This window comes from Acinetobacter sp. RUH 2624 (assembly GCF_000162375.2).
In the GTDB taxonomy this organism is placed as follows: Bacteria; Pseudomonadota; Gammaproteobacteria; order Pseudomonadales; family Moraxellaceae; genus Acinetobacter; species Acinetobacter nosocomialis.
Map to the genome: position 1 here is coordinate 30,003 of NZ_KI391941.1, position 19,973 is coordinate 49,975.

Here is a 19,973-nt window from a genome sequence, read left to right on the forward strand (position 1 = left end):
TCGCATAGTAGAAAAAGATTATTTTTTAAGCTTAGTTCTTGGTTTGGTAGGGATTAATGGTTGCTCAAAGGTGGAAAAAGAGTCAAAAGAAGCTATCTTAAGCACCTTAAAAGATCCTGATTCAGCCCAATTCCAAAATATAAAAGGATATTGCGGAGAGGTAAATTCTAAGAATAGCTACGGTGGTTATTCAATTTGCAATAATTTGGGAAGCACACTGCACTCCAAATAAATTATCTTTAAAAGAGCGCAATGAGTGTGTAAAGGATGCATATAATCAGTCTCTTATAATGGATGCAAGGCTTAAAGGGGTTTCCAAGGAAAGCTTAAGGAATGAAATATTAACAGACAAAAATGCATCAAAAGCAGAAATTCAAGAAGGCTTAAGAGATATTGATCGTGCGTATAACAGTAATTTCAAAGATAAGGGTCTATAGGCACAGGATGTTGTTGCTAAATGTGTAAAGTTGATTGATTAGTGAATTGGTAAAAAGCACCCTAGGGTGCTTTTTTATTTAGACAAAACGCACTTCAACATGTTTACCAATTGCCGCAGCATATTTTTGCAATGTGGCAATAGATGGTGATGGTTTGCCTGTGATCAATGCTTTTTCTAGCCGTGAAACGGCAGAGGTACATTTGTTCCCACGCGTTCCGCGATTTGCGCTTGGGATAGACCTGCCTCTCGACGTGCAGTAAGTACCATATCGAGCAAGGGCATTTCTTCACGTTCAATTCGTTCGTATTCGGTACGCACTGCTGAACGAGATAATGCAAGTGCTTTCATTTCTTCATGTGTTCGCATTTTTCACCTCTTTCATGCGGTCAAGTGCTAGGTTTAGATCTTGCTTAGGTGTTTTTTGGGTTTTCTTAACAAAACTATGGAGCATTACAATGCGTTTACCGACTAGTGTGCAATACATAACACGAGCAATACCTTCTTGAGATTTTAAGCGCAACTCAAATAGTCCTTTACTCATTGGTAATGTGTGAGATTCTCCTAAGTTTGCGCCGGGGGTGAGTCTATTACTTTACCCAGTGCATTATTTAATATAGTTCTATAGACATCCAAGCGTTCTTTGTAATTTTCAATAAACTTAGTCAACTCTATGTCACCAGGGCTACTTAACTTACGAAAATGTTTTCACTTCCTATTATTTCACGAAAATAAAAGCTCATTGTGCAACGAATATAAATATAAGATGACTTTTAAATCAGCTTGTCTCTAATCTCGAATCCGCTAATATCCTCAAAAGCTATTTTTCTTGTCCATTTACTTCTTCAAATACACCTTTGGGGTTCAAAAGCATGTGTTTGATCGGTTGACCAGTGAGCTGATTAATATCCAAAAGATCATAAACCATTTGTTGTCCTAGCTGTTCACGCCGGACGGCTTCAACAATTTCCTGCATGTTTTGAAATTCTTCAAAACTCAGAACAACAGCTTCGGGCGTATTCTTCGTATAAACAAAAACAGGTTTATGACTTTCTTTGACACATTGAACAATTTTGCTCCAAGATTTGCGAACATCAGACGCAGAAACAATCGCACCGTTTATAAAAGTTAATCGACTCATATCTAAGACCTTATACTGGATGGCAAAAATTAAATCACTTTAGAATATTGTTCCGAATGTAAGAAAACGACCGTTATTTATTATGGGGCTATTATATTTCTAAAATTAGTAGATGATATTTGTATGTAACTATATAATCTAAAAAAATAAATTTTAAATCGTGCAAATTAAAAATAGGGAAAGCTATGCTTACTGGAGTCTATATAAATAATGTTGCTACTTATAGTGTACCAACACAATTAGATGGTTTAAAGCAGATAAATTTTATATTTGGGGCAAATGGGTCAGGAAAAACTACAATTGTAGAATTATAGATCAACCATTAGGCTACACACATTGTTTACTTCAATGGCTTGGTGAAGAACCAATAAAAACTCTAGTCTATAATAAAGATTTTATTGATCGTAATTTCAATCAAGAAAATACCGTTAAAGGAGTTTTTACTCTAGGTGACGATCAAGTTGAGGCAGAAGGTCAAATTGCTTTATTGCGTCCACAAATGAGGGTGAATGGAAGCGTAAAAAATATCAGCCTGAATATCGTCGCCAATGGCGTAAATTACATATTGGTATAGATGCTAAAACCTTACAAATACGCGCTGTTCAGCTCACGACCAACAATGTGAGTGATTCACAGGTACTTGGTGATTTACTCGATCAGATTCCACAAGATGAGAGAGTTGACTCCGTCTATACCGATGGAGCTTATGATACCAAACAGTGCCGACAGGTCATTGCGGATCGGCAAGCACATGCAGTGATTCCACCAAGAAAAAATGCGAAGCCATGGAAAGATAAAAAGATGGGCTCGCTAGAACGCAATGAGTTGCTTTGAACAGTTAAACGTTTAGGAAGAACTATTTGGAAGAAATGGCCAGGCTATCATCGGCGAAGTTTGGTTGAAACCAAGATGCATTGCATCAAATTATTGGGGGATAAACTCAGTGCGAGAAATTTTCAAAGCCAAGTCAATGAGATTCATGCACGTATGGCAGTATTAAATAAATTTACGGACTTAGGCAGACCACATACCCGAGTTGTCATTTAAATTTGAGTAGATATGAGAAGTCTTAACTTTTAAATCTTTGTGCAACAAAGCCTTAACAAACTAGAATTTATTCTTCTATTTGAAAGGATTCTTAAAATACTCTTTTAATATGGAAATAATTAATAGTGTACTGATTAAACCTAGAAATACTATAAGAACCCACAACATACAATCCAAAGAATATCAAACATTACTGATACAAAAATAATAATATTTTTTTGTCTATTAAGTAACTGAAATTTAGTTTTTTTTACAAGTTAAGTGTTTTATTAAGTTATAATTAAAAGTAAATTTTTCCCAACTAGTATAAAGTTTAAGAGTATAGGTTATTGAATTGTTTCTTATGCAAAAAAAAGTCAAGAATCTTTATTTAAGAAAAGGTGAACACTCATTTGTTCTGCAATCACAGTTCATTTTTAAAGCTAAGTAGCAAAAATGGACTAGTGAAGATATCCAAAAAATTATAGAAAAGACCTTATATCAAGATAAATATAGGGTATATGCAATTTTGAGAGAGTATTCTAGCCAGAATTACGGGTAAATTTGACTTGAAAAAGAGAAGGACTAAAGTCTTTTAGAAGGATATATCTTGGATCCTGAATAAGATTTTTACTATTAAAGGAGTAAAGTTTAGCCTCGATATAAGTTTAATCTATTATTTTTACAATAATATTGCATATATCAATACCTAATTTAACTTTAGTTCCTATCGCCAACCCTGTATGGTGTCCGTTCAGAAACACTCTATCGAGGCTAATATGTATAGTTTTTCTAGATCAATTAATTGAAACGAATCTCAAAGATGGGAATAAATACAGTAAATTATTGATTGGATATAAATTATTTTCTGATTTGATGAATGATCCTATATTTTATACAGAAGTGTCTAATTCAGCTCTGAGCGCTACGAAAAGAAAATATAAGCAACTAAAAATTAAAATCACCACACATCAATATCAGCTTCATTTTGAATAAATCAATAAAACGAAAGTTCTCAGCTCTCTCTTCGTATATGAGAAAGTCACAATTTATGGCCTTTCTCATATCTATTTAGCATAAAATCTCTTATGCGAATCTGGAAAGATTAAGTTATTTCGTAATATTTTATCCAATAAGCATTGTCGAAAATATCAGTGTAATAGCTTGACTTCTTACAATGTGAAAAATAGTCACAGCATAAATCTCTAATAATTTCAATTTCCTCTAGGCTATCAGCAGCATTGACTAAAAATATAAACTTGTCCAAGTTAACAAGTAATTTACTACTATTTTTCAAAGGTTTATTATTAGACATTGAATCCTATGTGTTTTCCTGTTGGAAGCTCTACATCAATACGAAGTTTTCCGCCCATTGCTTCGACATACTTTTTCATCGTTGAAATTTTAAGATCATGACCACGATTTTCGATTGCTGACAATGAAGGCTGTTTGATTCCAAGGGTTGCAGCCAATTCTTTTTGAGAAATCTCTAACTCTTCACGAATAAGGTGAAGCTGAGTTTCCAACAATAATTCATCCGCCATTTGTTGAATACGAGCTTGACTCTCTGGAGAGCGATTAGCCAATAATTCTTGTAGGGTCTTAGCCATTAGATTGATCTCCTAAAGTTGAAAGATGAATTTCGTATTGCTGATCGGCAATATCTAACATCTCTTTATAAAAACGCTTTTTACCACCTTTATCACCGATACACAGCACAATAGCTTGTCGTAAAGGATCAAACGCGAAAAAGGCTCTCAGTGATTTACCTCGATGCTGAACACGTAGGTCTTTCATATTGGTAAATTTGGAGTCATAGACGGTATCTACTAAAGGACGACCTAAACTTGGTCCCTGTTGCTGTAGAACGACCAACGCTGCGAGTACTTTCTCTTGTGTAGATTGATCTTGCTGTGCAAGCCATTCGTTAAACAGATCCGTTGTAATGACTGTCCACATATTACAACCATAATATAGATTACAATCTATATTTTATGCTTAATTGAATTATTATTCAAATGACAATAAAAAATCCCGACGTCATGTCGGGATTTTTCGGTGTGGAGCGCATAGGTAGGGCTGACTACCTAATGGTCATGGTGTCTGACTGATTATTCTTGTTTTAAGTCATTGAACATCCTGTTCATATAGATCGATCATAGGGACTTCACTGGTGCTTGGATACAAACAATTTCGTAAAATGCTGTAAGCCAAAGCGTACAAAAAATCATCAAAAATTATCCCAAAGCTTATCCGCAAGAAATAGGGATAAATTCAGAAATGGAAGCCTTAAGGAATCGGAAGGAAATTACGATTTGATCGCTTTTTAACCAATTTTATTGGCAAAATATATCAAAACTGCTCATAAAAAAGCCGACTTGTTTCCAAGTCAGCTTTTCGACATCGTCGAGCAAATTATTTATAGCATAAGTTTTTGATTTTTATATGTTTCAATTTGTTAATTTCGTATAACGCACATTATGTTAAATGAACATTATTTTTGTGGTATTTGATTTTTTTCTATTCAAATATAGTTAAGCTATATCAAAGTAATATTCTATAGCTTATATCCCTTTTAGTTAGCTTTCATCAAATATGTTATTCCATTCAAATATTTGGGAATCATGTAATAATATTACTGAATGAGACTCTGCAAGCTGTCTTGCAGATTTGGTATAGTCATTATTTGTAACGACAATAGCCCCGAAAGCCTCATAGAATCCTTTGGCAGCTATAACTTCTTGAACAGCTTTGTTTCCAACAGGTTGGCTATATAGTTTACATTGAACGACAAATTTCATATTATATTTTTCTATAATAATATCAGCACCTTGATCACCACTTTTGGGGGTAATCAATGTATCCCAACCTAGTATCTCAAACATGTTACTAACTATAGATTCATACTCATGATAGTCTTTTTGTTCATCTACTAAATAGTTATCTGTATCAACATTATCGATGTTTTTTAATAAGGTTATCCTATCTTCTAAATCTGTACATTCGTAAACTTCGTTCAAGTCAACTATTGATAAAATCTCATAATAAAAATTCTCAGAATCAAGATAATAATACTGTTTTTGTTTTTTTAATTCTTTATAAATTACTTCAGGTGTATGATTTATAATAAATTCAAGGATTTCACCTGATCTTTTTTTTGTGAATTTTTTGACTTCTTTATTCCAATCCTCTTCTACTAAGTCACCATAAGAATCAATATATCTTAGTTGTTTTCTTTTTAAGAGTAATTTAGAAATGTAATTATTAGATATTAAATAATGTCTGATTATTGCTGTTTTTATTGATCCGCAAATTTCTTCAAGATTATCTCCAAAAAATGGTGAGCTATCTCTATGAAAATGATTAATAAACCATTCTTCTTGACCACTTTCATCAATAATTAATTTAGACAGCTCTACGGCAGAAAGCGATTTTTTAAAAAAGGAAAACATGTAGAACTCTCTTATAGTTTGATTATCAATAGAAGATTATATCTCAGAAATATAATTCAGTTTCATGAATATAGAAGCTATTTCATAAGCTTATTTATAATTACTTTACATTTTTGACTCTTCAATTTTCCTTAAATTAACATAATACACCTTATATGAAATTTAAAAATGGAGCTTAAAGCTCCATTTTTAAATAACTTTTTTTAAATCGCTAAGCGTAAATTCAGTGCTTTTACAACTTTAATCACAGTATCAAAACTAGGGTTAACATCACCAGAAAGTGCTTTGTAAAGACTTTCTCGGCCTAGACCTGTATCTCGTGATAATTGAGCCATTCCTTTAGCTTTAGCAATGTTACCTAAAGCTTTAGCAATGAATGCAGCATCACCATTAGATTCATCGATACAGGCTTGTAGGTAAGCTTGCATATCTTCTTCTGTTTTAAGATGCTCAGCACTATCCCATTTACGAAGTTTGATAGCCATTTACAGCTCCTCCTCTAAATCTTGTGCTAATTGTAGGGCAAGTTTTATATCTTTACTTTGCGTAGACTTATCTCCGCCTGCTAAGAGAATAACGACCCTTTGCCCTTGCTTGCAGTAATAAATCCTATAGCCAGGTCCAAAGAAGAAACGTAACTCAGAAACACCTTCACCGACTGGTTCAGTATCTCCAAAGTTCCCATCTTCAACCCGATCAATTCGGACTTGTATGCGTCTTTTTGCCTGTTGATCTTTTAACTTGGTAAACCAATCATCAAAGGCTTCTGTGGTATATATTGAGTACATAAGCAAAATGTATCCTATAAGATACGTTTTTGCAAGACATAAACTTGGTTCTTTAGGCCTGAGGCACTGAATTTCATATAACAGCCATTATGTTAAATCGAGGAGATTACATCTATTTTATAAGTTCTTATAGCTGTAAAAAATTCTTCTGTTTAAACTACATTTTTTATGAAACATAAGAAATTATTTATATGCTAGATCAGGAAATTGGACTGACTTTTAAAGGCTTAATGTCACTTATAAAGAATAATCCGCTGAATGAAATTTCTAAAATTAAATATGTACGTCACAAGAGCAATGGAGAATTTTCAGAACTTTTTGATAATGTATTCTTGAATATTGCTGAGCTAGAGGAATACCAGAGAATACAAAGTAAAAGTGTATTTAAAAATATTGATTACATAATATCTTTTTTGGGTACAGAAGGACAAAAATCTTTATTTTGGGGAGTATTCAAGGTCGTAAATGAAAAATATAGTGAAAATAATCTTTATGAATATGAACTAGAAGAGATGCCACAATTTAGTGAGCTTAAGTTCAGAGTGGTAGTTGACTGGGGGAGAGCTACTCTATCTTGGCATCAGCACTATACCTCTGATAAACAAGTTATTGAAATATTGCCTAAAGGCTCCCTAGATAAATTTCCTGGCTATGAAAACGTTCATCTATCGTGGAAAGAACTTACCAGAGTAATTAGAACAGACTCTTGGAAGACTGCATTACAGAATCAAAAGGCAGTTTATTTAATTACAGATATTTCTAATGGGAAAAAGTATGTTGGTTCAGCTTATGCTGAAAATATGCTTCTTAATAGATGGCAAAACTATGCACAAAGTCGTCATGGGGGAAATGTTCAATTACAGCAATTGCCGTTAGAGCATATTGAAAATAACTTTTATTATTCAATTCTTGATATTTTTAAAGCTAAAACAGACGATAAAGTTATATTGAATCGAGAGAGTTGGTTGAAAAATATGTTATTAACAAGAAGATTTGGCTATAACTCCAATTAACTATTTATTTAATATTTCTAAAATTAACATAATACACCTTATACGAAATGCGTTATAATTATCTTTAGAAATCAATGCTGTAGTTTCTAGTTGATAGCCCATCTTCCCCAAGGTGGGTTTTTTTATGATTTTTCACGTTCCACGCCTATTCTTTGACCAATGTTTCACGACTTTGTTCATATTAGTTAAACAATCGTGGTTAATCATAGGGTCTAAAAAAACGGCTCCAAAAGCCCCTTTTCTCCGGTTCCTGTTCAACGTGCTCCGGCACTGGAATCCGCTTATTTTCTGTCTGCTCCGGAGTAGTCAATCCGTCATCTTTCGGCTCAAGTTCTGACCGAGGATATGTTGCTATATCCGGGTCTGGTTTCTGATCGGTAAACGTAGTCATATTGGATTGTGGAGGCTTCATTTCAATGAGGGTCAGCAGTGTATCTATGCGAGCGTTTGCCTTGGCTTCACGATCTTCGGCTTTTTCTAACTGCTTTTTTAAAAAATCGATTTGGCTTTTGAGTTCTACAACTGTTTTATCTGTGTATTCAGGTGTATTTTGATTTTGTATTGAAGAATACAATATGTGTATTCTTCAATACACTCAAGCTTTAAAGCCTAGGTTCTTTAGATGGGGTAAGAAGTGCTTTTGTTGTATTGGATCTCTCAGCATTTCTTTGATTTTTGCTGCTAGGCTATCATAGCTCTCATTACCATTTGCTAAGTTTGAAAATTCAGGTAGTCGTGAAAGCTGATTGCCAAACATATTGAGCTGAGCCATTAAAGAATGACCGGACGCATGACGGTCAGGTTGTTGTATGCACGTCAAATAGCCGCTTTACGAAGCAGTGCTTCTCATCGGATGGCTTTGAAATCAAGTGCTGGAATAGCGAGAAAGTACGGGTAACTTTCTCTTTTTCAAGAAGAATGTACGATCAAGTCTGAACTAATACAAATAAGCCCAAGTGAACAATCAAATCAGCCACGGCTGGGACTGTTCTAAATTTTGTGTAAGTACTTAATTTTCATTTATCCTTCAGAGGATAATTACAAAAGGTACTTCACATGGATGAAGCAACAATCAAAAGTATGGCTGCCGAATTGGCTAAAGGTCTAAAAACACCAGAAGACTTAAACCAAATGACAGCAGTCTTTAAAAAATTCATGATTGAAACTGCACTCAATACTGAACTTTCAGACCATCTCGGTTATGAAAAGCATCAGCCCAAGAAAGGCTCAAATAGCCGTAATGGGTTTAGTTCTAAAACCATTACAACTCAAGATGGACAACTGGCTTTAGATATTCCCCGTGATCGAGAAGGTTCATTTGAGCCACAAATTATAAAAAAGCACCAAACACGCATCACCAGTATGGATGACCAAATCCTCTCACTGTATGCAAAAGGAATGACTAATAGGGAAATTGTAGCCTTCTTCAAAGAAATGTACGATGCCGATGTGTCAGCATCTCTCATCAGCAAAGTTACCGATGCTGTGATTGAGCAAGTGACTGAGTGGCAAAATAGAGCCTTAGATAGCCTTTATCCTGTTGTCTATCTTGACTGTATTGTTGTCAAAGTCCGTCAGCACTCCAATGTGATTAACAAGTCCGTATACCTTGCTTTAGGCATCAATATGGATGGGCAAAAAGAATTACTGGGTATGTGGATTGCTCAGACAGAAGGTGCCAAATTCTGGCTGTCAGTCATGACAGAGCTAAAAAATCGAGGAGTACAGGACATTCTTGTTGCCTGTGTAGATGGATTAAAAGGCTTCCCTGACGCGATAACCTCTGTTTACCCTCATACTGATATTCAACTGTGTATCGTGCATGTTGTACGCAATAGCCTGAGATTTGTAAGCTGGAAAGACTACAAAGCTGTTACGTCGGGTCTGAAAGCGATTTATCAGGCAAGTACAGAGGAAAATGCTTTAAAATCCCTAGACATCTTCTGTGATCAATGGAATCACCAGTATCCCAAAATTGGAGAATCCTGGCGGGCCAATTGGGAAAATATCCGAACGATCTTTAGCTATCCAGCCGAAATACGTCATGCAATTTATACAACAAATGCGATTGAGTCGTTGAATAGCGTAATACGCCATTCAACGAAGAAAAGGAAAATCTTTTCATCTGATGACTCAGTAAAGAAGGTCATTTACTTAGCAACATCAAATGCTGCGAAGAAATGGACGATGCCAATTCAAAATTGGCGTTTAGCAATGAATTGGTTTACGATTCAGTTCGATGATCGATTAAAAGATCATTTATAAAAAATGGAACTTACACAAAATAATTTACAGGCTCTGCGGTGGGATCGATCGATGCTTTGTTTGTAAAAGACACCAAGGAAAAACGAGATGAAATGCATGGGACTGTCCGTCTTACTGTGTCGTCTGTGTTAGGGCGCAAATTGGTAGTACCCGCACTAGCAGAATTTGCCACACGTTATCCAGATATTGTCGTGGATTGTGTGCTAACAGATTCACACTCGGATGTGATCGATGAGCGGATAGATATCGGGATCAGATTTGGATTTTTGCCGGACAATCGATATGTGGCAAGGGAATTGGCTAAAGTGAACTTTTATTCTGTGGGTACGCCAGAGTTAATTGATAAGGTCGGAATGCCTAAAAAAATTATTGACCTTGATAAATACCCTCTAACAGCACTATTCGATCATAAAACAGGGCGTTACTGGCCATGGACATTCACCGAAAGTCGAAGCTTCACGCCATCAAAGCCTCGTTTTATTACAGATGATCTAGAAGCTGAATTTCAAGCTATTCTCGCTGGAGTTGGATTCGGACACATGCCTGGATTTCTAGTTTTGCCGTGGCTTAGGAGTGGTAAGCTCATTCAGATACTTCATAAGGAAACCTCTCCCGTTTGGCGCCTGTATTTATATCGTCCACAGCGGGGCCCGACACCTTTGCGAATCCGAGCATTGTTTGATTACTTAGCGGAAGTGTTGGGCCATATAGAAACCTGAATCAGATGGAACTAACTTTTTTCTAGAAAGTAGAAATCAGATAAGACCATCATGTATTTAGAGTAACTACAATTTTTCCTATTTGCTGATTTGATTCAAGATAGCGCTGAGCGTCATGCATGTCCTCAAAGTTAAAGCAACAGTCGATCACTGGACGAAGATATCCTGCACCTATACTGCTAAGAATAAATCGTCTGGCTTGCTCCCTTAGAACAGGATCATGGAGAACCTCAAGGAACAAAAAACCTCGCATGGTTAAGCTCTTGCGTAATGCAACTTTAAGGGGAAATGGTGTGATCTCAGGGCTAAGTGCACCATGCATAACCATAGTTCCTCCTACAGACATCGCTTTTGCAATCTGTTCAATATGAGGCCCTCCTACAGCATCGAAGGCGACATCAAGATGTTCTCCACCTAAACGTAAAACAAGCGCCTCATACAAATCTGGTTCATCTTCAGTGGCTATAACATTTTTAACACCGAGATCCAGTAAACGTTGCTTTTTCTCTATCGTCTGTGTACTTGCAATGACCTTAGCACCCGCTGCTTCAGCTATCTGTATCGCAGCTAGTCCTACGCTACTTGAAGCTGCTGTGATCAAGATCGTTTTTCCTTTCGAAACTCCACCAGCATTGATTACACCACCCCAAGCCGTCAAATACTGCATCCAGATTGAAGAAGCTTCTTCCCAGCTTAAACTATCGGGTTTGTGAACTAAAAAAGTTTCTGGAATCAGAAGTTTGTCCGCATATGTCCCATATTTGGCTAGATTGTCAGTCGGAAGAATCGATACTGCATCTCCTGGAGAAAATTGGCGTACACCTTCACCTATTGCCAGAACTATGCCTGCTCCCTCATATCCCAGACGAGAAGGGAATACTGCCTTTTGAATATAAGTACCACGCCGAAACATTACATCAGCCCGGTTGAGTCCGATCGTTTTCATCTGGATTAGAACTTCTCCTGCTGCTGGTAAAGCAACAGGAAGTGTTTCTAATGTCAGAACATCTGTATCTCCAATACTATTGAAGCGCCAAGTCTTGGCCTGAAGTGCGTTAAATGACATCAATCACGACCTTAATATTGGCAGAGCGATCTTGAACAGCATCATGAGCCTCAATCGCTTGGTCTAGAGTAAAATGACGAGGATCAACAATAGGACGCAGTTTACCTTCCTCAACGAGACGAGTCGCGATCTTAAGGATATCACCATGATGAGCACGGCGATTGCCTGTTAACATCGGCATTAGGACGAATACGCCAGACACTGTGGCACACCGTAGAGATGAACTCGCTAAATTATGATTACCAAATGCAGCACAGCTGGTAATGTGGCCATAGTGAGTTGTCATGGAAAGTGAAGCTTCGAGTACTGGACCACCCACAGTGTCGTAAACAATGTTAAAACCTTGACCCTCAGGGCTTGCAGCAATAATGTCATCGGAAGATGCTGTTGTGTAATCGAGAGGTGTTGCACCGAGTTCTGAAATCAGTGATTGATCAGCTGTACGACCAGTCGCCCAAACATTTGCATCAAGTGCTTTTGCAAGCTGAACAACCATATAACCAACGCCACCAGCACCACCCTGAACCAGTACAGTTTGCCCTGGTTGGACCTTCGCATTATCCACTAAACCTTCCCAAGCGGTGAGGAATGTCAATGGTAGTACTGCTGCCTCGCGCATAGAGATATTCCGTGGCTTTAATGCGATCAGATCAGCATCTGCTACAACATATTCTGCTAAAGAGCCTTGAATACCACGAACGCCACCTATCAGACCGTAAACTTCATCTCCGACGTTGAAGTGGGTGACACCTTCACCAACAGCAGTTACAACCCCAGCCATATCCGTTCCCAACACGGCAGGAAGCTCTGGCATAGCATATGGTGCTTCACCAAGACGAATTTTATAATCAATAGGGTTTACACCACTAGCATGAATACGTACTAGAACTTGCCCAGCCTCTGGTTGAGGTATAGGCAGTTCTACACGTTTAAATTCATGATCACCAAAATTTTCTAGGATAAGAGCATTCATCATCTTATTCATAGTTGTTCCTTATTCTTAACTGGGGGATGATATGCACAGTACCAAAGTAAAATAATCCAATAAATGATATTTATAGGATTTAATAATTCCTAAATAATGAATAATAAATATCATCCGCTTACTAAAAATAGTCTAGTACAGTCTGTAAAGGCATTTTTAATCTAAACTATCGGTAGTATTTTTAAGGTGTGATACGTTCAAAATATCTAGAAACTGGCTAAAAGTTGGAAACATAATTCTAAAAGGTCACAGCATAGCATTACAAAGAACATGAGCCAAAATAAAAAAAATGGGAGCTTTAGCTCCCATTTTTTTGTGACTTTCGCATAAGCTCTACTATGTTTATTTAAAAAAATTAAAAATAGAGACAGAAAATTTTCGCTAAAGACCCTTTTGATTTTTCGATTTATAAAAAAATATTGCTTTTTTATACTATGGGGCACTATAGTATAAAAACTAAAAAATAAGGAGGTCTGATGTCTAGGGCATGTCCTCATTTGGCTTTGCACCAAATTAACATGCAAGCAATGTAAATCATAGACTGATAATTTCGTGCAAGCTTATCAAATCGGGTCGCTATCGCTCGGAAATGTTTTAATCTCGCAAAGACATTTTCAACTAGATGACTTAAAGGATATAAATACCGATCAAATTCTTTATTTTCTCTCTTACTATTTGATTTCATTGGGATGATCGGCACAATATTTTGCTTTCTTGGCAATGTCCTAATTTTTTCCGAATCATAACCTTTATCTGCAATCAGATAATCTGCCTCACCAATCAACTGCTCCGCAACTTGGCTGTCATAGAGTTCACCTCCAGTGATTTTAAAATCAATCGGTAATCCATTCGCGTCGGTTGCAAGATGAATTTTTGTGGTTCTTTCACCTCTAGACCGTCCAATTGCTCGCTTGAAACCGTGCCGAGCTCCACTTGCATGCTGATGCGCGCGTATGTAGCTTCCCTCAATGAATACCCATTCTTGATCCAATACGCCTCATAGTTTAAAAAAATTTACCCCACAAGCCCTTACTCGCCCAACGATTAAAGCGGTTATATGCTGTTTTCCAAGGACAAAATTCTTCAGGAATCACGCCATGTTGCATCTGTACATAATTTCCATAAGATGGCTTCCATGATATTTCTACTGTTCTTTGAACAATAACAACCATGAAATTGCATCGTAGACTGGATTTGTTGTCAAATATCATCGGTGAGTAGAGTTCGTGCCATTGAAAAATATACAAATAAAAAGAGGTTAAATCATTCTTTTAAATCTTTAAAATCAATTTTTCAAATGAGGACACGCCTTAATAGATAAACAGTTTCAATATCTTGACTTCGCTTAAAGTCTAGTATGTTAATTTTAGTATAACTCTAAATAATTTGTTTCTTTCGAGTCGCTAACCAACACAAAACTGCTCCTGCTGTCACCATTGCAACACCTTGCCAAAAGATAAAAGATAAGGACGTACTTAGAATTAATGCCGCAAACAAAGCTGATAACACGGGAATAAAATAAGAAGCTCCAGCCATTAACGTCATGTTCCCTGAAATAATTCCAATATTCCAAGCACCATATCCCAAACCTAAAGCACCAGCTGCCATAATCAGAGTGAGTGTATTGTCATAAGTAAAATTAAGAGCTGACCCACTCATGAGAAGGTATTTGATCCATAGTACAACTCCAGTCAAGGCAAAAAATATAGTGACTAGATTTTTACCCTGAGATGTTTTTACTGTCACAGAACAATATGCAGCCCACAAAATAGCAGCAGCAAAAGCTAAACCATAACTAAGAGGATTAGCTTTTAAATTAGTAAATATCTGAAAAAAATCAAATCCAGTATCTCCTCCTAGTACCCAACAAATTCCAACTAAAGCGAATATGCAGCCAGGAATAATTAAAATATTGGCCTTAACGTTGTTAAAAATAATTGCGAATAGTAGAGTAAATGTTGGCCATAGATAATTAATCATGCCAACTTCGATTGCTTGTCTACTGTTTTGCGCATAGCCAATAGAAAGGGCAAAACATAATTCATAAGCAACAAATAAAAGGCTTCCCCACCATAAATAGGATTTTGGGATGGTAGAAAACTTAGGCATACCAACCATGAAAACTAAAATCATGGATGCGACACTGTAAATTAGAGCAGCACCAGCTACAGCTCCAAAGCTCTCACTGACACTACGCATTAAGCCTACATTTGTACTCCAAAATATGACGGCTGTAAGACCAATTAAAGTAGATATATTTCTATTGAGTGTAGGGAGAGCATTTAAAAGCATAACCTATTCCTATTAAGCCTTAGCATTGATTAAATGATGTGATTTCCTTTCTAATAAAGCTATACTTGCAAAAATTGCAACTATAACTAATAAGATACTAGGTGCTAAGGTATTAGCTGTTTGTTGAATTAACCAGGTTGCAACGAAAGGAACTGTTCCACCTAATAGTGCATTAGCAGTATTAAAACTAAAGGCAAAACCGGTATAGCGCACTTGTATAGGGAATTGTTCTGTTAAATATGCAGGTAAGCTCCCATCGTTCATTGCTAATAATGTGCAGAACACGAGCTGAATGATCACCATTTCAATAAAACTGGCAGTTGAAAGTAAGTAGAACAAGGGTACAGTCAGTACGATAAAGCTTAGACCTGCCCAAAGCAACATTTTCTTACGTCCAATTCGATCTGAATATTTGCCCATCACAAAAACTACAGCAATATAAAATAGCAATGAAATTGACCCTGATATAAAGGCTTGGGATTTATTTACACCTAACTCTGTAGCTAAATAATTTGGCATATAACTAAAAATAAGATAGAAGGCGGTGGCATTTAAAGATGCAACTGCAAATGCTTTAAAAAGTGCTGGTTGATACTGAGTAAATAAGGCTTTGATTGGAAAAATTTCTTTGTTGCTATTTTTTTGATGTTCTAAAAACTCTGGGGTTTCTTCTAACTTTACACGGATATAATACCCGATTAAACCTATTGGTGCTGCCAATAAAAATGGAATTCTCCAACCATATTCGTGTAAAAACGCCTCTGACATGAAAGCGAACATCGCCGCTGCCATTAAAGAGCCGAGTAGTAAACCCGTTGCAGTACTTGCAGGAACTAAACTGGTATAAAGTCCTCTTTTTCCCTTAGGGGCGTATTCTGCAAGAAAATTTGCTGCACCAGCATATTCACCTGAAGCGGATAAGCCTTGGATCATCCGGAATATTAATAACATAATCGGTGCAAAAATACCGATACTTTGATAACTTGGTAACAGTGCAATACATACCGTAGCCAGTGTCATTAATATAATCGACCACGATAGTGCATTTTTTCGACCAAATTTATCCCCAACATGCCCCCAAAAAATACCGCCTAATGGACGAAAAATAAATGAAATTGCAAAGATCGCATATGTAGCCATTAATGCGGTTAAAGGGTCACTTTTCGGGAAAAAAACCACTGCAATAACTGTTGCCAAAAAACCATATGCAGCATAATCAAACCACTCCACAAAATTACCAATAAAGCTGGCGCTAGCAACACGTCTTAGAGTATTTTTTTGCTCTATTTGATGATTGTTTTTCATTCTATTTACTCCTAATTAAATAGGCACTCATTTTCAGAGTGCCTATTTAAAATCTTTTATTTGATAATGTTATGTTCTGGACCATATGGGAATTTGGTAATATTTTCATTTCCTGATTCTGTAACGACCAAGATATCATGTTCACGGTAACCACCAGCCCCAGCCATTCCTTGCGGAATCATAATCATAGGTTCCATTGAAATCACCATGCCTGGTTCTATCACCGTATCAATATCTTCACGTAATTCTAAACCGGCTTCACGACCGTAATAATGTGATAACACACCAAAGGAATGTCCATAACCAAATGTGCGGTACTGCAATAAACCTTCTTCATAGAAAATTTCATTTAACTCTTTAGCAATATCACTGCAACGTGCACCTGGGCGAATGAGTTTTAAGCCAGCTTCATGCACCTTGACATTCGCCTCCCAAATTCGTAATGAAGCATCATCACAGTGATCAAAGAACTGTGTACGCTCTAAAGCTGTATAATAGCCAGCAATCATAGAAAAGCAGTTTAAACTTAAAATATCACCTTTTCGGACTTGGCGGGTTGTAACAGGATTATGTGCACCATCCGTATTAATGCCTGATTGAAACCAAGTCCACGTATCCATGAGTTCAGAGTTTGGAAAACGTTTGGCAATTTCACGTACCATGGATTGAGTAGAGGCTAAAGCCACTTCATGCTCTGGCACACCTTCACGAATTGCTGCAGTCACTGCAAAACCACCAATATCACATACTGCAGCACCTTGGGTGATATGTGCAATTTCTTCAGCAGATTTAATCATGCGTAGCTTCATGCATGCGGCACTAATATCCACAAACTGCACATTCGGTAAAACTGCTTTTAACTTGTTTAAACGTTCTAAAGGTAAATGATCAAACTCAATTCCTACACGGCCTTTATTTGGAATTTCTTGTGTAACCGCTTTAAAATAGTTATCACGCTGCCAGTCAGTATAAACTACGTTATAGTCGCCAATCGTACGACGCCAAGGTTGCCCAGCATCAATATTTGCTGAAATTGTCACCACTTTTTCTGGGCTAACCACCAGACCGTAGAAGCGCCCAAATGAACAATAAATAAAGTCTGCATAATAGTTAATGTTATGGATTGAACTAAATAGAATATGATCAATTTCTAGCTCTTCCATTAGTTGGCGTAACTTGCTCTGTCTATTTTGATACTCAGATAATGAAAATGTTGCAGAAACTTTTTCACCATTTTCAATGGTTAATAATGATGGTAGTTGTGAAGCAACAAAATTATTTACTAAAGTATTCATATATTTTCCTAGATCAATGTAATGTAATCAATGAGCTAAGCTTATGCAGAATATGAATAGGGATTTTTGCTAAAAGCGTCAAAAAGTTGTCAAAAACCGACAAGACTAAAAAACACTAATGAGCAAAATCCAGAATGTTACGTTCAAATTTGGGGGAATAGTTAAAAAAAGCTTTATAGGCTTTAGTAAAACTAGATACATTACAAAAACCACATGCCAAAGCAATATTTGAAATGTTTAACGTAGACTGTTTAAGTAGATTCTGTGCATAGGTGAGTCTTAGTTTTAAATAATATTCTTTTGGAGCCAATTGTAGATTCATTTTAAACAAGCGCTCTAAAGTACGCGGTTGAATTTTTACATGCTGTGCAATTTCAGCAATAGTTAAAGGCTCATTAATATTATTTTCCATTAAGCGCAATACTTCTTGAATCTGAAAATCAAGTTTTTTCTTATGTTCAGCAATAGGTTGATGTTGAATTTCATTGCTCTCACGCACTTGATGAACAATAAATTGCTCACAGATTCTTTTAGCAATATTTGGATAGTGTATTTCAACAAGTGCCAAGCCTAAATCAATCGCTGCAAGCCCACCAGAACAGGTAAAACGGTTCGCATCAATGGTAAAAATATGTGGGGTAAACTGTACTAATGGAAACTCTTCTTGTGCCGCTAAGGTATTTTCCCAATGAAGGCTAGCACGAAAGCCATTTAGTAGATTGGCTTTCGCTAATACATAAGCGCCTGTACATAAACCACCTAAAGCAATTTTTTGTTGATCCAACCTATATAAAAAATTCTTTAAGCGTACTGTCATATTTTTATAAAGTTGAAAACCACCACAAATAAAAACTATATCCATGTTCAGTAAATGTGACCAAACACAGGTATGTTGTATTTGAAGACCATTGCTTGCGCAGCTATGATGACCATCTAAACCCGTTACATTCCATTGGTATAAATTGTCTTCTGTAACATAATTAGCCATACGCAAGACTTCAACCATGTTTGAGAAAGCAATCATTGAAAAGTTATCGAGTAATAAAAAACCAATACGCTTAGAGTTTTGTAACATAAATTTAATGTTCTTCACTTTTTTCAATATTTTTATAAAGCAATTTTGAGACCACAATTTTGATTTTTTCAGATTTAAAAGTCACTTTTGTCTTTATTTCCATGAGGCTTTGTTGCATAAAGCCTTTGATAGCAGAGTGAACCGTACTGGGTTTGTAGGAGACTTTTTATTTAAGTTGGGCCACCTGAACTAACGGGTTAATTTTATCATAATACTTTGTTTCAAAATCAAAAGGCGATACATAACCAATGCACTGTGTACACGCTTTTTATTGAACCAATCTACCCAATTTAATATCGCAAGTTGTACATCTGCTTTTCAATAGTCAATCACCTCAGTTTTGTATAAGCCATTCACCGTTTCAGCCAAAGCATTATCATAGGAATCACCAGTTGTACCGACTGATGCTCCTAAATTTGCTGCCTCTAACAGGAAAACGAATAGAAAGATATTGCACACCTCTATTTAAATCATGAATTACATTCTTTGGCATACATCGGTCACGTAATACTTGCTCCAGTGCATCAAGCACCATATCTCTATTCATCCGTGTTGATACTTTCCATCCAACAATTGCGCGTGAGAACACATCAATAATAAGGGCGGTATAGACCTAGCCTGAATTTGTTTGAATATAGCTGAAGTCTGCGACCTGACATACAAAAAGCACTGCTTCGCAAGGGTCAGGATGATCAGCACTAAAATTACGGTTCACCAAGCCAACTGCCCGTTTTTGGTCATCTCGTACAAAGCCTTTTCGATTTATAAAAAAATATTGTTCTTTTTTATACTATAGGGTACTATAGTATTAACACTAGCAAATAAGGAGGTCTGATGCCTAATCAGGTTGAAGACAAAAAAAAGATTCTTCTACGCGTCAGAAAGATCAAAGGTCAGACGCAAGCGATTGAAAAAGCGTTAGAAGACAATGTGGAATGTGGTGCAATTCTGCAACAAATATGCTCTGTGCGCGGTGCTATTAATGGTTTAATGAATGAAATGTTGGAGGTTCATTTAAAGGACACTTTAGTATCAGGTGAAACCACAGAACAACAACGAAAAGAAGAATTGGCTGAAATCGCCAAGATTTTAAAATCATATTTAAAATAGATCTG

23 protein-coding genes and 5 pseudogenes are annotated in these 19,973 nt (G+C 36.4%); 9 read left to right on the plus strand and 19 right to left on the minus strand.

Going from position 1 to position 19,973, the window contains the following annotated elements; all coding sequences use genetic code 11:
- The first annotated feature begins 4 nt into the window (after window positions 1–4).
- Window positions 5–232 carry a hypothetical protein gene (locus HMPREF0014_RS25780; RefSeq protein ID WP_029769069.1) on the plus strand — a complete coding sequence of 76 codons (228 nt, stop codon included), beginning with the start codon at window positions 5–7 and terminating at the stop codon, window positions 230–232.
- A gap of 381 nt (window positions 233–613) precedes the next feature.
- On the opposite strand, the gene HMPREF0014_RS24445 is transcribed toward HMPREF0014_RS25780, so the two are convergent.
- The 3 genes from HMPREF0014_RS24445 to HMPREF0014_RS24455 all read right to left on the minus strand — a co-directional run bounded on the left by HMPREF0014_RS24445 (window position 614) and on the right by HMPREF0014_RS24455 (window position 1,577).
- On the minus strand, window positions 614–805 hold the full coding sequence (locus HMPREF0014_RS24445; RefSeq protein WP_002123976.1) for a hypothetical protein: 192 nt from the start codon (window positions 803–805) through the stop codon (window positions 614–616).
- Window positions 792–959 carry a type II toxin-antitoxin system RelE/ParE family toxin gene (locus tag HMPREF0014_RS24450; RefSeq protein ID WP_002072926.1) on the minus strand — a complete coding sequence of 56 codons (168 nt, stop codon included), beginning with the start codon at window positions 957–959 and terminating at the stop codon, window positions 792–794. The genes HMPREF0014_RS24445 and HMPREF0014_RS24450 overlap by 14 nt, the downstream gene beginning before the upstream one ends.
- A 297-nt stretch (window positions 960–1,256) precedes the next feature.
- Window positions 1,257–1,577 (minus strand): type II toxin-antitoxin system Phd/YefM family antitoxin, encoded by a 321-nt coding sequence (locus HMPREF0014_RS24455; RefSeq protein ID WP_002123990.1) that lies wholly within the window; start codon window positions 1,575–1,577, stop codon window positions 1,257–1,259.
- A gap of 185 nt (window positions 1,578–1,762) precedes the next feature.
- Here HMPREF0014_RS24455 and HMPREF0014_RS26405 point away from each other — a divergent pair, with 185 nt between their 5' ends.
- From HMPREF0014_RS26405 to HMPREF0014_RS25800, 4 genes and pseudogenes are all read left to right on the plus strand, one after another.
- On the plus strand, window positions 1,763–1,891 hold the full coding sequence (locus HMPREF0014_RS26405) for an AAA family ATPase (RefSeq protein WP_002123981.1): 129 nt from the start codon (window positions 1,763–1,765) through the stop codon (window positions 1,889–1,891).
- 53 nt (window positions 1,892–1,944) lie between these two features.
- Window positions 1,945–2,151 carry an AAA family ATPase gene (locus HMPREF0014_RS26030; protein ID WP_233728806.1) on the plus strand — a complete coding sequence of 69 codons (207 nt, stop codon included), beginning with the start codon at window positions 1,945–1,947 and terminating at the stop codon, window positions 2,149–2,151.
- Window positions 2,079–2,624: pseudogene (locus HMPREF0014_RS25790) on the plus strand (IS5-like element ISAba13 family transposase); the annotation flags it as partial. The gene HMPREF0014_RS26030 and the pseudogene HMPREF0014_RS25790, both read left to right, overlap by 73 nt.
- Window positions 2,625–3,380: 756 nt before the next feature.
- Complete coding sequence (locus HMPREF0014_RS25800; RefSeq protein WP_029747731.1) at window positions 3,381–3,599, plus strand: hypothetical protein; 219 nt, start codon at window positions 3,381–3,383, stop codon at window positions 3,597–3,599.
- A gap of 109 nt (window positions 3,600–3,708) precedes the next feature.
- Here HMPREF0014_RS25800 and HMPREF0014_RS24465 read toward each other — a convergent pair whose 3' ends face one another.
- The 6 genes from HMPREF0014_RS24465 to HMPREF0014_RS24485 form a co-directional block, all read right to left on the minus strand.
- Window positions 3,709–3,918 carry a hypothetical protein gene (locus HMPREF0014_RS24465; protein WP_000069471.1) on the minus strand — a complete coding sequence of 70 codons (210 nt, stop codon included), beginning with the start codon at window positions 3,916–3,918 and terminating at the stop codon, window positions 3,709–3,711.
- On the minus strand, window positions 3,911–4,213 hold the full coding sequence (locus HMPREF0014_RS24470) for a helix-turn-helix domain-containing protein (protein WP_001140619.1): 303 nt from the start codon (window positions 4,211–4,213) through the stop codon (window positions 3,911–3,913). Before HMPREF0014_RS24470 ends, HMPREF0014_RS24465 begins: the two co-directional genes overlap by 8 nt.
- Complete coding sequence (locus HMPREF0014_RS24475) at window positions 4,206–4,562, minus strand: type II toxin-antitoxin system RelE/ParE family toxin (RefSeq protein WP_006581604.1); 357 nt, start codon at window positions 4,560–4,562, stop codon at window positions 4,206–4,208. Before HMPREF0014_RS24475 ends, HMPREF0014_RS24470 begins: the two co-directional genes overlap by 8 nt.
- 620 nt (window positions 4,563–5,182) lie before the next feature.
- Window positions 5,183–6,055 carry a restriction endonuclease gene (locus HMPREF0014_RS25190; protein WP_006581603.1) on the minus strand — a complete coding sequence of 291 codons (873 nt, stop codon included), beginning with the start codon at window positions 6,053–6,055 and terminating at the stop codon, window positions 5,183–5,185.
- Between the two features lie 203 nt (window positions 6,056–6,258).
- Window positions 6,259–6,540 (minus strand): addiction module antidote protein, encoded by a 282-nt coding sequence (locus HMPREF0014_RS24480; RefSeq protein WP_000985610.1) that lies wholly within the window; start codon window positions 6,538–6,540, stop codon window positions 6,259–6,261.
- On the minus strand, window positions 6,541–6,843 hold the full coding sequence (locus tag HMPREF0014_RS24485) for a type II toxin-antitoxin system RelE/ParE family toxin (RefSeq protein ID WP_000286963.1): 303 nt from the start codon (window positions 6,841–6,843) through the stop codon (window positions 6,541–6,543).
- A 191-nt stretch (window positions 6,844–7,034) separates the two neighbouring features.
- Here HMPREF0014_RS24485 and HMPREF0014_RS24490 point away from each other — a divergent pair, with 191 nt between their 5' ends.
- Entirely contained in the window at window positions 7,035–7,856 is an 822-nt protein-coding gene (locus HMPREF0014_RS24490) for a GIY-YIG nuclease family protein (RefSeq protein ID WP_006581601.1), read from the plus strand.
- A 199-nt stretch (window positions 7,857–8,055) separates the two neighbouring features.
- Here the strand turns inward: HMPREF0014_RS24490 and HMPREF0014_RS24495 are convergent.
- Both HMPREF0014_RS24495 and HMPREF0014_RS26035 read right to left on the minus strand, forming a co-directional pair.
- Window positions 8,056–8,418: pseudogene (locus HMPREF0014_RS24495) on the minus strand (plasmid replication DNA-binding protein); the annotation flags it as partial.
- Between the two features lie 33 nt (window positions 8,419–8,451).
- On the minus strand, window positions 8,452–8,676 hold the full coding sequence (locus HMPREF0014_RS26035; RefSeq protein ID WP_125510319.1) for a hypothetical protein: 225 nt from the start codon (window positions 8,674–8,676) through the stop codon (window positions 8,452–8,454).
- Between the two features lie 236 nt (window positions 8,677–8,912).
- Between HMPREF0014_RS26035 and HMPREF0014_RS24500 the strand changes: the two genes are divergently transcribed.
- Window positions 8,913–10,121, plus strand: a complete 1,209-nt coding sequence (locus HMPREF0014_RS24500) for an IS256-like element ISAba26 family transposase (protein ID WP_004832869.1) — start codon at window positions 8,913–8,915, stop codon at window positions 10,119–10,121.
- 35 nt (window positions 10,122–10,156) lie between these two features.
- A pseudogene (locus HMPREF0014_RS24505) lies at window positions 10,157–10,840 on the plus strand (substrate binding domain-containing protein); the annotation flags it as partial.
- Between the two features lie 49 nt (window positions 10,841–10,889).
- Here HMPREF0014_RS24505 and HMPREF0014_RS24510 read toward each other — a convergent pair.
- From HMPREF0014_RS24510 to HMPREF0014_RS25805, 8 genes and pseudogenes are all read right to left on the minus strand, one after another.
- The gene (locus HMPREF0014_RS24510) at window positions 10,890–11,906 is read right to left on the minus strand and encodes a zinc-dependent alcohol dehydrogenase family protein (protein WP_002126642.1); all 1,017 of its coding nucleotides are present in this window, start codon (window positions 11,904–11,906) and stop codon (window positions 10,890–10,892) included.
- Window positions 11,896–12,891 carry a zinc-dependent alcohol dehydrogenase family protein gene (locus HMPREF0014_RS24515; RefSeq protein ID WP_002126629.1) on the minus strand — a complete coding sequence of 332 codons (996 nt, stop codon included), beginning with the start codon at window positions 12,889–12,891 and terminating at the stop codon, window positions 11,896–11,898. The genes HMPREF0014_RS24510 and HMPREF0014_RS24515 overlap by 11 nt, the downstream gene beginning before the upstream one ends.
- 493 nt (window positions 12,892–13,384) lie before the next feature.
- Window positions 13,385–14,073: pseudogene (locus HMPREF0014_RS24520) on the minus strand (IS5 family transposase).
- Between the two features lie 195 nt (window positions 14,074–14,268).
- Window positions 14,269–15,183, minus strand: coding sequence for an aromatic amino acid DMT transporter YddG (yddG, locus tag HMPREF0014_RS24525; protein WP_002126624.1), 915 nt, complete (start codon window positions 15,181–15,183; stop codon window positions 14,269–14,271).
- Between the two features lie 12 nt (window positions 15,184–15,195).
- Entirely contained in the window at window positions 15,196–16,488 is a 1,293-nt protein-coding gene (locus tag HMPREF0014_RS24530) for an MFS transporter (RefSeq protein ID WP_006581599.1), read from the minus strand.
- Between the two features lie 56 nt (window positions 16,489–16,544).
- Entirely contained in the window at window positions 16,545–17,783 is a 1,239-nt protein-coding gene (locus HMPREF0014_RS24535) for a M24 family metallopeptidase (RefSeq protein WP_001094923.1), read from the minus strand.
- Between the two features lie 115 nt (window positions 17,784–17,898).
- The gene (locus HMPREF0014_RS24540) at window positions 17,899–18,858 is read right to left on the minus strand and encodes a GlxA family transcriptional regulator (protein ID WP_000941154.1); all 960 of its coding nucleotides are present in this window, start codon (window positions 18,856–18,858) and stop codon (window positions 17,899–17,901) included.
- Window positions 18,859–19,024: 166 nt separating this feature from the next.
- A pseudogene (locus tag HMPREF0014_RS25805) lies at window positions 19,025–19,603 on the minus strand (DDE-type integrase/transposase/recombinase); the annotation flags it as partial.
- 89 nt (window positions 19,604–19,692) lie between these two features.
- On the opposite strand from HMPREF0014_RS25805, the gene HMPREF0014_RS24545 reads away from it, so the two are divergent.
- Window positions 19,693–19,968: a metal/formaldehyde-sensitive transcriptional repressor gene (locus HMPREF0014_RS24545; protein WP_001133624.1), complete on the plus strand. Its 276-nt coding sequence runs from the start codon at window positions 19,693–19,695 to the stop codon at window positions 19,966–19,968.
- The last annotated feature ends 5 nt before the right edge of the window (window positions 19,969–19,973 follow it).